Here is a 13,463-nt window from a genome sequence, read left to right on the forward strand (position 1 = left end):
CTGTCACGTCATCTCCTGACTGGAGATGGCCGGGCTCAGCTCGACGGAATCGTCGGCCTCGGCGGGCCGTCCGCGCCGGAGCCGGTGGTCGACGACGTTCACCAGGTGCGTCAGCGGGATGGTCAACGCCAGGTACAAGACGCCGGCCGCCACCAGCGGGGACAGGCTGCCGGTCTGGGCGTTGAAGTCACGGCCCACCTGGAACAGCTCGCGCTGGCCGGCGACCAGACCCAGAAAGTACAGCAGCGCAGAGGCTTTCAGCAACGCGATGAACTGGTTGACCAGCGCCGGCAGCACCCGCCGGATGCCCTGGGGTATTACCACCAGGCGCATCGTGTCGGGGTAGCCGAACCCCAGTGCCCGGGATGCCTCCAGCTGGCCGGACTCCACGCTCTGGATGCCCGAACGCAGGATCTCCCCGATGTAGGCCGCGGCGGTCAGCCCCAGCGCCGCGATGCCCAGTGGGTACGGGTTGTTGTGGGTCACGCCGCTCACCAGCGGCCCGACCGCCAGACCGATGAGCAGGATGATCAGCACCTCGGGCAGGCCGCGGAAAATGTCGGTGTAGACCCGGGCCGGCCAGCGCAGCCACCGGGTGCGGGAAATCCCGGCGACGGCCAGACCCAGCCCGGCTACCAAACCGATGATGCCGCCGCTGACGGTCAACAACAGGGTGTTGGGCAGGCCGGTCTTGAGCAGGTCCGGGAGGGCTTCGCGGTAGAGCTGCCAGTCGAAGAAGGAGTCGCGCAGCTGCACCAGCGTCGATTTGGGTTCATAGGGCGTCGACTCGGCCTTATGGTGGCGCGCGGCGATCGCCACAAAATCCGGCAGGTGCGGGGTGGCCGCGGACTTGGAGCCCGGCTGCCAGTCCGGTGGCAGCGGCCGGGGCACCCAGTCGGTGTAGAGCTGCGGCCAGGTGCCGTCGGCGATCACCGCGTCCAGACCCGAGTTCAACGCCGATATCAGCGCCCGGTTCCCCTTGGCCACCGCGTAAGCCTCGAAGCCGGCCGGGCTGAAGGTGTAGCCGACGATCTGGGCCGGATCACCGGGGCGCAGCAGGTTGATCGCGGTCAGCGAGGGCGCCACCCACGCGTCGACCTGCCGGCTTTTCAGGCTGGCGTACAGCGTGATCGAGTCGGGGAACCGCACCGGCTCCAACTCCAGGGTGTCGACGACGTAGGCGTCCTCCACGGTGCCCTGCACCACCGCGATACGCCGCGCACCGGTCAGGCTGTCGAAACCGGTGATCCCCGAGCCGGCCGGGACCACCAGTGCCATGTAACCGAAGTCGTAGCCGTTGGTGAAGCCAACGGTGCGGCGGCGCTCATCGGTGGCGTTGATCGACGCCGAGCCGACGTCGAAGCGGCCCGAGTCCACTTGGGCCAGTAGCCCGAAGAAGTCGGTGCCGACGAAGTGGATCCGCAGCCCCAGCTTCTTGGCGATGGCCCGCAGCAGCTCATTGTCGAACCCGCTGTAGCGGCCCGAGGCGGTGATGCAGTTCGTCGGCGGGCTCTCGGTCAGGGTTCCGACGGTCAGCACACCGGGGGCGGCCAGGCCCAGCTTGGTCACGTCGATCGAGCTCAACGGTTCGACGCCGGCCGTGGTGTATTTGTCCTCGCGCGGACGCTTGGCCGTGGCCAGTTTGGCGGGCAACACGACTGCGCCCTCCATGCCCGGCGGGGAACACAGGTCGGGTCCCGCGACCGCCGGTGGGGCCGTTGCCAAGCTGCCCACGATCACCCACACGGCGATCAACCCCGACAGCTTTCTGCCCAGTAGTGCTACCCGGTGCGCGCGGGACCTCACTACTCAACGCTAACGTGCGCGAGCCCGCGGGCGGCTAATTCTGGTCGCGCCATCGGCACAGCGCCTCGGCAGCGGTCAGGTCATAGTCGGGGCCGCTGGCGCCGATGGTCAGCAGGCTCACCCCGAGGGCGGTCAACGCCTCGGCCTCGGCGAGCAGTTCGGCCACGGTGCCGCGGGTCTGGTCGCCGCCGAGAGCGGCCGAATGTTCGATCGTGGCCGGGTCGCGCCCCACCACAGCGCAGTGCTCGGCCAGTACCGCTGCCTTGTGCGGATACTCCTCGGCGTCGGCGAAGCTGTGCCACATGTCGGCGTGCTCGGCGACCAGGCGCAGCGTCTTGCGCTCACCGCCGCCGCCGATCAGCATCGGCAGTGCCCGGGTGGGCGGCGGATTGAGCTGGGCCAGCCGGGTTTTGATCCGCGGCAGCGCGGACGCCAGATCGTCGAGCCGGGTGCCGGCGGTCCCGAACTCGTAGCCGTACTCGCGGTAGTCGCGATGTTTCCAGCCCGAGCCGATACCCAGGATCAGCCGGCCGTCGCCGATGTGATCGACGGTGCGGGCCATGTCGGCGAGCAGCTCGGGGTTGCGATAGGAGTTACACGACACCAGGGCACCGATCTCGATCCGCGAGGTCTGTTCGGCCCAGGCGGCCAGCATGGTCCAGCACTCGAAGTGCGGCCCGTCGCGGTCGCCGTAGAGCGGGAAGAAATGGTCCCAGTTGAAGGCGATGTCGACGCCGAGGTCTTCACAGCGCCGGACCGCGTCACGGATCGGGCCATATTGCGGGGCGTGCTGGGGCTGCAGTTGCACGGCAATCCGGATGGGCTTCACGTCAGTCACGGTAGCGTCCGGCGCAGCAGCTCGACCAGCGCACGAGGCTGATCGCTTTGCACCGAATGCCCGGAGCCGGCCACCACGTGGGTGGTCAGGCCCGGCGAGCGGCGGGCGTACTCGGCGACGTCGTCTGCGGAGACGAACGCCGAATCAGCGCCGCGGATCAAGCTGGTCGGTGCGGTGATCGCCGAGACGTCGCTCCACAGCTCGCTGAATTCCCCGACGGTGCGGATGTTGTCGTAACGCCAGGTCCAGCGGCCGTCGGGCAGGCGTCGGCTGTTGTGGAACACGCCGCGCCGCAGGGATTCTGGATCCCGGTGCGGCGCGGCCATCGTGGTCAGGGTCAGCATCGAGGTGAAGTCGTCGAACGTCCGATCACCCTGGGCCAACGCCACCGTCCCGCGGTCGGCGGCGCTCATCTGTGAATGCCGTTGCAGCGCCGAAGGAGTCACGTCGACGAGCACCAGCCGGCGGACCAGCTCCGAAGCGGTGGCCGCCAACCGGATCGCGGTCAGCCCGCCCAACGACATCCCCACCACCAACTCAGCGGCCGGTGCCAGCTCGCGCAGCACCGGTGCCAGGGCGGCGGCGTTGCGCTGCGGGGAGTAGTCGCCGTCGTCGCGCCAGGCCGACCGGCCGTGACCCGGCAGGTCCACGGCCAGCGCGGGTTGCCCCAAGCCGAGCACGACGGTGTCCCAGGTGTGGGCGTTCTGCGCACCACCGTGCAGGAACACCACCCGCGGCGGCGCGGTCCCCCAGCGCAGCGCGCTGACGTCTCCGGCCTGGATGCGCTGCACGGCGGGCAGCGGAGCAGCGACACCGGCCTGTTCGGCGTTGCCGGCCAGTAGCGCGAACTCCGACAGCCCGGCCAGTTCGTCGTCGGTCATCTCGGGCACCGGCACTGCGTCCACGGCGCAGAGTGAGCGTTTAGCCGGTGATGAACTGCTCGAGCTCGGCCCGGGCGACGTCGTCGGGAAGCTGCTTGGGCGGGCTCTTCATCAGGTACGCCGAGGCCGGGATGATCGGTCCGCCGATGCCGCGGTCCTTGGCGATCTTGGCGGCCCGCACCGCGTCGATGATGATGCCGGCCGAGTTCGGGGAGTCCCACACCTCGAGCTTGTACTCCAGGTTCAGCGGCGCGTCGCCGAAGGCGCGGCCCTCCAGCCGCACGTAGGCCCACTTGCGGTCATCCAGCCAGGCGACGTGGTCGCTCGGTCCGATGTGGACGTTCTTGTCCTCGATCTTGCCGGCCAGCGAGCCGGTCAGGTTGGAGGTCACGGCCTGGGTCTTGGACACCTTCTTGGATTCCAGGCGCTCGCGCTCGAGCATGTTCTTGAAGTCCATGTTGCCGCCGACGTTGAGCTGGTAGGTGCGGTCCAGCGTGACGCCACGGTCCTCGAACAGCTTGGCCATCACCCGGTGGGTGATGGTGGCGCCGACCTGGCTCTTGATGTCGTCGCCGACGATCGGCACGCCGGCGTCGGCGAACTTCTTGGCCCACACCGGGTCCGAGGCGATGAATACCGGCAGCGCGTTGACGAACGCAACGCCGGCGTCGATGGCGCACTGGGCGTAGAACTTGTCGGCCTCGTCCGAACCCACCGGCAGGTAGGAGACCAGCACGTCGACCTTGGCCTCGCGCAGTGTCGCGACCACGTCGACGGCGTCGGCGTCGGAGACCTCGATGGTCTCGGCGTAGTACTTACCGATGCCGTCGAGGGTCGGGCCGCGCTGCACCACCACGTTGGTCGGCGGCACGTCGGCGATCTTGATGGTGTTGTTCTCCGAGGCGAAGATGGCTTCGGACAGGTCGAAGCCGACCTTCTTGGCGTCCACGTCGAACGCGGCGACGAACTTCACGTCGCGGACGTGATACGGACCGAATCGCACGTGCATCAGACCGGGCACCGTCGAACTGTCGTCGGCGTTCTGGTAGTACTGCACGCCCTGGACCAGCGAGGAGGCGCAGTTACCGACGCCGACAATGGCGACCCGCACATCCGTCGTTTGCTCAGTCATTTCCGACGTTCTCCTTCTTCTGCTGTCACTGCTGACGTGCTGTTTGTGTTGTCCTGACACCCGCGCCGTGCAGGCTCAAGATTGTTCGGCCCGGCCCTGCGAGACGCGTTCGGCGGCGATCAACTCGTTGAGCCACTTGACCTCCCGCTCACTGGATTCCAGCCCGAGCTGGTGCAGTTGGCGGGTATAGCGGTCCAACGAGTTGCTGGCCCGCGTCACGGCGTTGCGCAGGCCCTCCCGGCGTTCCTCCACCTGGCGGCGGCGGCCTTCCAGGATCCGCATCCGCGCCTCGGCGGGGGTGCGGTTGAAGAAAGCCAGGTGGACCCCGAAGCCGTCGTCGGTGTAGTTCTGCGGTCCGGTGTCGGCCACCAGCTCGGTGAAGCGCTGACGGCCGGCGTCGGTCAGCCGGTACACCCGCCGGGCCCGGCGCACCGGGGTCCCCGCCGGTGCAGCGTCCTCGGCGATCAGCCCGGCCGTCTGCATGCGCCGCAGCGCCGGATACAGCGAGCCGTAGGAGAACGCCCGGAACGCGCCCAGCAGACCGGTCAACCGCTTGCGCAACTCGTAGCCGTGCATCGGAGACTCGAGCAGCAAGCCGAGTATGGCAAGCTCAAGCACCGATTCACCTCCCGTGATGATTTTCAGCTACGACCGTTCGACGGTTCGCGCCATAGTATCGCGCCGATATAACCAAACCCAAGTGGCCTGGTGTTCGCCCAGCTGGGACTGCCGGAGGAATCCGGCGGTCAGGACGGGTAACTGATGCGCTTGACGGCGCCGTCGCCGGCGAACGCGATGTAGCCGCCGCCATAATCGCTGGAGACGTAGACCGACAGCGACAACTCACCGGGGGCCGTAGGATCCCGGGCCGGTTCGATGATCAGGTAGGTGGATTTGACGTCGGAGGGCTTGATCCCGAGCGTTTCGGGCGCCCCGCGCAGGATGCCGACCGCGGCCTTCGGGTCGAACCGGCCCAGATCGACCGCAAGGGCATCGCTGCTCTTGGCCGAGGTCGACGGATCGTCCCAGCCGCCGCGGTAGGTGTAGTTCAGTTCGCGGCGCTCCTCGGTGGGATCGGGTCGGGTCAGCGACGCGTATTCCGGGTAGATGACCAGCCGGTACCCCATGGTGTCACCGAATTTCTGGCGAGCCTGCTCCAGCAGGCCGGTCAGCCCGCCCAGCGAATGCAGCTGTCGCGGCGGGGTGAGCACCACCGGGGCGACGCCGTCGGGTTTGGCGCCGGGGTCGGAGGTGAAGTTGAACGGGGAGCTCGTGTTGCCGTACAGACCCCAGCCGATACCGATCCCCAGCAGGCCCGTGGCGACCAGCGCCCCCACCGCGATTCCACGACTGCCCAGGCGCAGCGGTTTGACCAGTGTCGGCAGCTGTACCGGTGCATTGCCGGTCTGCAGATCGGTGATCAGGTCGCGCAGCTCGCCCATGGTGACTGCCCGGGTGGCCGCACTGATCCGTTCCCGGTGTTCCTCGGATGACAGTTGGCCCTCGGCCAGGCCGGCGTCGAGAACCCGGCAGGTGTCATCGCGGTCGCTGTCCTTGGCCCGGGTTCCGGACGTCTGCCGCATCGCCACGGCGATGATGCTAGAAGCTCAACGCCTGCGCTGGTCCGGAAATCCGCCGGTCGGTGCGGGATGGGGGCGTTCATCACACCCGCCCGCGCGGACCCGACGTACTCTGGTCACCGTGCGATTGCAGCGACAGGTGGTGGACTACGCGCTTCGGCGCCGTTCCCTGCTGGCCGAGGTCTACTCCGGGCGTACCGGGGTGTCCGAGGTGTGCGACGCCAACCCGTATCTGCTCCGGGCGGCCAAGTTCCACGGCAAGCCCAGTGCGGTGGTCTGCCCGATCTGCCGCAAGGAGCAGCTCACCCTGGTCTCGTGGGTTTACGGCGACGACTTGGGGGCGGTCTCGGGTTCGGCGCGTTCCGCCGAGGAACTGGTCCTGCTGGCCACCCGGTATCCGGAGTTCTCGGTGCACGTGGTCGAGGTGTGCCGGACCTGCAGCTGGAATCATCTGGTGAAGTCGTATGTGCTGGGCCTCGCGCGCCCGCCGAAGGGATCCCGCGGTCGGCGGACGGCACGCAGCGGAGCCCGTACCGCCAGTGAGTAAACACCGCGACGACCGGCCGGAGGCTACCTCGGCCGGGCCTTCCGACGTCGGCGCTCGTCGCGGCCCGGCTGCGCCCGATGACCGGCAGACCACGATCATCCCCGCGGTCGACGACGCCGTGACCGCCGACCTGCGGGACCCGATCGACGCCGTGAAAGCGGCCCTCGACGGCGCGCCGCGGCAACGCGAGCAGACGCTGAGCGGACGCATTCCGCGGCGGCCACCACCGGAGGAGCCGCCCGAGGCGCCGCTGCGGCGCTCCGGCCGCATCGAGCACACCGACCGGTCCGCGGCGCCGGACCCGCTGGACTGGCTGCGCCGGCACCAGCCCAACTGGCGGTGGATCCGGCGGGGGCTCTACATCGCCGCCGCGGTGATGCTGCTGCTGCCGATCATCACCTTCGCGATGGCCTACTCCATCACCGATGTGCCCTCACCCGGCGACATCCGGACGAACCAAGTGTCGACGATCCTGGCCAACGACGGTTCGGAGCTGGCCAAAATCATTCCCCCGGAAGGCAATCGCGTCGACATCGACATCAATCAGGTGCCGGTGTATGTCCGTGAGGCGGTGCTGGCCGCCGAGGACCGCGACTTCTACTCCAACCCGGGCTTCTCGGTGTCGGGCTTCGCCCGCGCGATCAAGAACAACCTCTTCGGCGGTGACACCCAGGGCGGCTCGACGATCACCCAGCAGTACGTCAAGAACGCCCTGGTCGGGTCCGAGCGGGCCGGTGTGGGCGGATTGGTCCGCAAGGCAAAAGAACTCGTGATCGCCACCAAGATGTCCAGCGCGTGGCGCAAGGACGACGTGCTGCAGGCCTACCTGAACATCATCTACTTCGGCCGCAGCGCCTACGGGATCGCGGCGGCGTCCAAGGCCTATTTCGACAAGCCCGTCGAGCAGCTCGACGTCGCCGAGGGCGCCCTGCTGGCCGCGTTGATTCAGCGACCGTCCACCCTGGATCCCGCCGTCGATCGCGAGGGCGCGATCGACCGGTGGAACTGGGTTCTCGACGGCATGGTGGAGACCGGCGCGCTGACGGCCGGTGAGCGTGCCGCCCAACAATTTCCGGAGACCGTGCCGCCCGAGCTGGCCCGCTCGCAGAACATCACCACCGGGCCCAACGGCCTGATCCAGCGGCAGGTCACCAAGGAGCTGCTCGAGCTGTTCGACATCGACGAGCAGACCCTGAACACCCAGGGTCTGCAGATCACCACCACTATCGACCCGCAGGCGCAGAGCGCCGCCGAAGACGCGGTCCAGACCTACCTCAAAGACCAGATCCCCAACATGCGCTCGGCGGTGGTCTCCATCGATCCGCGTGACGGCGCGGTGCGCGCCTACTACGGGGGCTCGGACGCCACCGGGTTCGACTTCGCCCAGGCGGGCCTGCAGACCGGGTCGTCGTTCAAGGTGTTCGCGCTGGTGGCCGCGCTGGAGCAGGGCATCGGTCTGGGCTATCAGATCGACAGTTCGCCGCTGACCATCGAGAACGGCCGGATCAAGATCACCAACTCCGAGGGTGAGAGCTGCGGGGTCTGCAACATCGCCGAGGCGCTCAAGCGCTCACTGAACACCGCCTACTACCGGCTGATGCTCAAGCTCAAGAACGGGGCGCAGGATGTCGCCGACGCGGCGCACCAGGCCGGCGTCGCCAAGAGTTTCCCCGGTGTGCCGCATACCCTTTCCCAAGACGGCGGGCCGCCCGAAGGTGGTGTCGTCCTGGGGCAGTACCAGACCAGGGTGATCGACATGGCCTCGGCGTACGCGACGCTGGCGGCCTCGGGCGTCTACCACCCGCCGCACTTCGTGGCGAAGGTGGTCAACGCCGAGGGACAGGTGCTGTTCGACGCGCAGACCTCCGAAGACACCGGCGAGCAGCGCCTCCCCAAGGCGGTCGCCGACAACGTCACTGCGGCCATGCAACCCATCGCCGGCTGGTCGCGCGGGCACAACCTGGCCGGCGGACGACCCTCGGCGGCCAAGACCGGTACCACCCAGCTGGGTGACACCGGGGCCAACCGCGACGGCTGGATGGTCGGCTACACGCCGTCGTTGTCGACCGCGGTGTGGGTCGGCACCACCGGGGGCGACGAGCCACTGGTGAATCAGTGGGGCGGCCCGGTCTACGGCGCGGGCATTCCGGCCGACATCTGGAAGGCGACCATGGACGGCGCCTTGCGGGGCACGTCCAACGAATCCTTCCCGACGCCCACAGAGATCGGTGGCTACGCCGGTGTCCCGGCCGCACCGCCACCGCCCCCACCGGAGGAGCCGGGGCCGCCGACGGAGCCCTCGGAGACCGTCATCCAGCCGACGATCGAGATCGCGCCGGGCATCACCATCCCGATCGGTCCGCCCACCACGATCTCGGCCGTACCGTCACCGCCGCAGCCACCGTCCTCGGCCCAGGAACCACAGTCGCCGGTGGCGCCCGAGCATCCCGCGCCCGCGCCGGGCGAACCGGTGGTCCCGGCCCCGTAGCCTGCGCTTTTCCCGGCTCGTTTCAGCGCGCCGCCGGCCGCAGCAGACGTACCCTGGTGAGCATGCGACTGCAGCGACGCATGGGAGATGACGGGCTGGACGGCGCCTCGCCGTTCGCCGAGTGGGGTTGCGGCCCCACCGCGGTGCCGGTCGGCGCGATGGTCGATCTCTACCTGCGGGGATGCTCGCACCGCCGGTGAGCAGCTCGGGCCCGACGGCGCCGGGTACCAACAGCGCTACAGCAGAACAGCCGATGCAGTCGCCGGAGGCCTCACCGGCAGATCCTCCCGCGGAAGCGGCGGAAGGTGCTCCCGACGGAGAACCGGATCTGCGAGACCCGATCGAAATGGTCCGGGCGGCGCTGGAAAGGTTGCGCGCGGACAGCGAAAAACCGGACGCCCCAACCGATTCGCCGCCCGCCGCCGATGCCGAAGACCGGCGCCGCCCGCGGCGGCGGGTGAACTGGGCGTGGATCCGGCGCGGCCTCTACGCCGCCACCGCGGCGATGCTGGTGGCGCCGGTGGTCACCTTCGGTATGGCCTACCGCACGGTCGAGATCCCCAATCCCGGCGACATCCACACCGATCAGGTGTCGACCATCGTCGCTGCCGACGGCACCGAGCTGGCGAGAATCGTTCCGCCGGAAGGAAACCGGGTCGACATCAAGCTCAGCCAGGTACCGGTCCATGTCCGCGACGCGGTGCTTGCCGCCGAGGACCGCGACTTCTACACCAACTCCGGCTACTCCTTCTCGGGGTTGTTCCGGGCGGTCAAGAACAACCTGCTCGGCGGTGATCTCCAGGGTGGTTCGACGATCACCCAGCAGTACGTCAAGAACGCGCTGGTCGGATCCGAGCGGGCCGGTGTCGCCGGTGTGGTCCGCAAGGGCAAAGAACTCGTCATCGCCACGAAGATGTCGCAGTCGTGGCCCAAAGACGAGGTACTGGAGGCCTACCTCAACATCATCTACTTCGGCCGCACCACCTACGGGATCGCCGCGGCGGCACGGGCGTACTTCGACAAGCCCGTCGAGGAACTCACCATCTCCGAAGGCGCCCTGTTGGCGGCGGTGATCCAGCGGCCGTCCGCCCTGGATCCCGCGATCAACCCCGAACGGGCCGTCGACCGGTGGAACTGGGTGCTCGACGGGATGGTGACGACCGGGTCCTTGTCGCTCGCCGAGCGGGCCAGGCAGAGTTTCCCCGCGACGATCCCCCCGGATCAGGCGCGGAACGCCGACCAGGCCTCCGGGCCCAACGGGCTGATTCAGCGCCGGGTCATCGCCGAATTGCTCGACCTGTTCAACATCGACGAGCAGACACTGAACATGCAGGGCCTGCGGATCACCACCACCATCGACATGAAAGCGCAGCGGGCGATGGAGAAGGCGGTGGGCACCGTCATGGCCGGGCAGAAACCGGCCCTGCGCACCGCGGTGGTCTCCATCGACCCGCGCAGCGGCGCGGTGCTGGCCTATTACGGTGGCGCGGACGGGGGCGGTTTCGACTTCGCCCAGGCCGGGCTGCAGACCGGGTCGTCGTTCAAGGTGTTCGCACTGGTCGCCGCGTTGGAGCAGGGCATCGGCCTGGGCTACCAGGTCGACAGCGCCCCGTTGACGGTCGGTCGGACCAAGATCAGCAATGTCGGCGGCGCCAGCTGCGGGGTCTGCAACATCGCCGAGGCGCTCAAGCGCTCGCTCAACACGGCCTACTACCGGCTGATGCTCAAGCTCAAGCACGGCCCGCGCGACGTCGCCGACGCCGCGCACCGGGCCGGAATCGCCGAGAGCTTCCCCGGTGTCGAGCACACGCTGTCCGAGGACGGCCTCGGCGGGCCGCCGGAGAACGGCATCGTGCTGGGCCAGTACCAGACCAGGGTGATCGACATGGCGTCGGCGTACGCCACCCTGGCCAACTCGGGGATCTACCACCCGACGCACTTCATCGAGAAGGTCACCGGACCGGACGGGCGGGTACTCTTCGACGTCAGCGCCACCGACCGGGACACCGGCGAACAGCGCATCCCCAAGGCGGTGGCCGACAATGTCACCGACGCCATGAAGGCGATCCCCAGTTGGTCGGGTGGGCACGACCTGGCCGGCGGGCGGCCTGCCGCCGCCAAGACCGGCACCACCCAGCTCGGCAACACCGGAGCCAACCGGGACGCCTGGATGGTCGGCTACACGCCGACCCTGTCGACCGCGGTCTGGGTCGGCACCGAAAAGGGAGATGAGCCGCTGACGAACAAGTGGGGCGGGCCGGTGTACGGCGCAGGCCTGCCGGCTCAGATATGGAAGGCCGGCATGGACGGTGCGCTGTCGGGCAGCCCGGTGCTTCAGTTCCCCAAGCCCACCGAGATCGGCGGTTCGGCGGGGTGCCGTCTGTGGCGCCGCCCCGCCGATGGACTGGTATTCGCCGCCGCCACAGGACGAGCCGCAGGAACCGCCTCCGCCGCCACCCTTCCCGATACCGGAGATGTTCCCGCCGCCGCCGCCACCACCTCCGCCACCGCCGCCGCCACCGCCGGAGCCGGCGCCCCCGCCGGTGCCGGAGGCGCTCCCGTGACAGAACGCCCGGTCTGCTCGCCGCAGCCGTTGGCCGCTGATCTGCGCAGCGCCGACGACCGCGACCTGCCCAGCCGCAGCGACGTCCTCGTGCACGCACTGTCGAACACCGTCGGCGGGCCGGTGGGCCGGCACGCGCTCATCGGGCGCAGCAGGTTCATGACGCCGCTGCGGGTGATGTTTTTGATCGCCGTGGTGTTGTTGGCCCTGGGCTGGACGACCAAGTCGCCGTGCCTGCAGAGCGTCGGCAGCGGCGGACCCGACCAGCGGGTGGCCAACTGGGACAACGAGCGCGCCTACTTCCAGCTGTGCTACTCCGACGTGGTGCCGCTCTACACCGCGGAGTTGCTGAACCAGGGCAAGTTCCCCTACAAGTCCAGCTGGGTGGAGAAGGACTCCACGGGCAAAGAGCAGATCCGCTACGACGGGCAGCCGGCGAAGCGCTATATGGAGTATCCGGTGGTGACCGGGCTCTACCAGTACTCGGCGATGGCCCTGGCCAAGACCTACACGGCGATCAGCAAGGTGGTGAAGATCCCGGCGTTGAGCGGGGTCGCCGAGGTGGTGGTCTTCTTCGACATCGTCGCGCTGGGGCTGGCCCTGGCCTGGCTGGCGACGGTGTGGTCCACCGCCGGGCTGGCCGGGAGGCGGGTCTGGGATGCGGCGCTGGTGGCGGGCTCACCGCTGGTCATCTTCCAGATCTTCACCAACTTCGACGCGCTGGCCACCGCGTTCGCCGGGTGCGGGCTGCTGGCCTGGGCGCGACGCCGGCCGGTGGCCGCCGGGGTGCTGCTCGGGGTGGGCACCGCGGCCAAGCTGTACCCTGTGCTGCTGTTGTTCCCGCTGCTCCTGCTGGGGCTGCGCACCGGCCGGCTGGGTGAGGTCAAGCGCACCGCGGTGGCGACGGCGCTGAGCTGGGTGGCGGTGAACCTGCCGGTTCTGGTGTTGGCCCCGCGGGGCTGGAGCGAGTTCTTCCGGCTGAACTCCCGCCGCGGCGACGACATGGATTCGCTGTACAACGTGGTGAAGTCGTTGACCGGCTGGCGCGGGTTCGACGGCGACCTCGGGTTGTGGCAGCCCCCGACGGTGCTCAACATCGTGGTCGCCACGTTGTTCGCGCTGTGCTGCGCCGGGATCGGCTATATCGCGCTGACGGCGCCGCGGCGGCCGCGCCTGGCCCAGTTGGCCTTCCTGCTGGTGGCCGCCTTCCTACTGACCAACAAGGTGTGGAGTCCGCAGTTCTCGCTGTGGCTGGTGCCGCTGGCCGTGCTGGCCGTGCCGCACCGCCGCTTGCTGCTGGCCTGGATGACCGTCGACGCGCTGGTGTGGGTGCCGCGGATGTACTACCTCTACAGCGTCCCGGATCGCAGCCTGCCCGAGCAGTGGTTCACCACCACGGTGCTGGTGCGCGATCTGGCGGTAGTGGGGCTGTGCGCGCTGGTGATCCGGCAGATCTACCGCCCGGAGCGGGATCTGGTGCGCGAGCGGGGGATCGACGACCCCGCCGGCGGGGTGTTCGACCGGGCCCCGGATGCGCCGCCGCGGTGGCTGCCGGCGCGATTGCGGCCCGCACCCGCTCCGGTCGATTTCACGTCGCAGCCCAGCCTCCGGTAGCCTAGCCGGGTTGC

10 protein-coding genes and 1 pseudogene are annotated in these 13,463 nt (G+C 68.9%); 5 read left to right on the top strand and 6 right to left on the bottom strand.

What is annotated here, in order from left to right; genetic code table 11:
* Positions 1-3: 3 nt before the first annotated feature.
* The 6 genes from G6N23_RS20315 to G6N23_RS20340 all read right to left on the bottom strand — a co-directional run bounded on the left by G6N23_RS20315 (position 4) and on the right by G6N23_RS20340 (position 6,240).
* On the bottom strand, positions 4-1,671 hold the full coding sequence (locus tag G6N23_RS20315; RefSeq protein ID WP_234808633.1) for an ABC transporter substrate-binding protein/permease: 1,668 nt from the start codon (positions 1,669-1,671) through the stop codon (positions 4-6).
* A 169-nt stretch (positions 1,672-1,840) separates the two neighbouring features.
* On the bottom strand, positions 1,841-2,635 hold the full coding sequence (locus G6N23_RS20320) for an LLM class F420-dependent oxidoreductase (protein WP_372508887.1): 795 nt from the start codon (positions 2,633-2,635) through the stop codon (positions 1,841-1,843).
* Positions 2,636-2,640: 5 nt separating this feature from the next.
* Complete coding sequence (locus tag G6N23_RS20325) at positions 2,641-3,525, bottom strand: Rv0045c family esterase (protein WP_085261233.1); 885 nt, start codon at positions 3,523-3,525, stop codon at positions 2,641-2,643.
* Positions 3,526-3,565: 40 nt separating this feature from the next.
* On the bottom strand, positions 3,566-4,657 hold the full coding sequence (locus tag G6N23_RS20330) for an inositol-3-phosphate synthase (protein ID WP_085261227.1): 1,092 nt from the start codon (positions 4,655-4,657) through the stop codon (positions 3,566-3,568).
* Positions 4,658-4,732: 75 nt separating this feature from the next.
* A complete protein-coding gene (locus G6N23_RS20335) occupies positions 4,733-5,275 on the bottom strand; it encodes a PadR family transcriptional regulator (protein ID WP_085261228.1) in 543 nt (180 codons plus the stop codon).
* A gap of 128 nt (positions 5,276-5,403) precedes the next feature.
* A complete protein-coding gene (locus tag G6N23_RS20340) occupies positions 5,404-6,240 on the bottom strand; it encodes a DUF1707 SHOCT-like domain-containing protein (protein WP_085261234.1) in 837 nt (278 codons plus the stop codon).
* A 118-nt stretch (positions 6,241-6,358) separates the two neighbouring features.
* Between G6N23_RS20340 and G6N23_RS20345 the strand changes: the two genes are divergently transcribed.
* From G6N23_RS20345 to G6N23_RS22735, 5 genes and pseudogenes are all read left to right on the top strand, one after another.
* Entirely contained in the window at positions 6,359-6,784 is a 426-nt protein-coding gene (locus G6N23_RS20345; RefSeq protein WP_041319268.1) for a DUF5318 family protein, read from the top strand.
* The gene (locus tag G6N23_RS20350; RefSeq protein ID WP_372508888.1) at positions 6,702-9,272 is read left to right on the top strand and encodes a transglycosylase domain-containing protein; all 2,571 of its coding nucleotides are present in this window, start codon (positions 6,702-6,704) and stop codon (positions 9,270-9,272) included. Before G6N23_RS20345 ends, G6N23_RS20350 begins: the two co-directional genes overlap by 83 nt.
* A gap of 62 nt (positions 9,273-9,334) precedes the next feature.
* Complete coding sequence (locus tag G6N23_RS20355) at positions 9,335-9,472, top strand: hypothetical protein (RefSeq protein WP_157997559.1); 138 nt, start codon at positions 9,335-9,337, stop codon at positions 9,470-9,472.
* Positions 9,454-11,836 (top strand): annotated as a pseudogene (locus G6N23_RS22730) (transglycosylase domain-containing protein). Before G6N23_RS20355 ends, G6N23_RS22730 begins: the two are co-directional and overlap by 19 nt.
* Complete coding sequence (locus tag G6N23_RS22735) at positions 11,833-13,449, top strand: glycosyltransferase family 87 protein (RefSeq protein ID WP_085260161.1); 1,617 nt, start codon at positions 11,833-11,835, stop codon at positions 13,447-13,449. The pseudogene G6N23_RS22730 and the gene G6N23_RS22735 overlap by 4 nt, the downstream one beginning before the upstream one ends.
* The last annotated feature ends 14 nt before the right edge of the window (positions 13,450-13,463 follow it).

Source organism: Mycolicibacter terrae, from assembly GCF_010727125.1.
GTDB classification, from domain to species: domain Bacteria; phylum Actinomycetota; class Actinomycetes; order Mycobacteriales; family Mycobacteriaceae; genus Mycobacterium; species Mycobacterium terrae.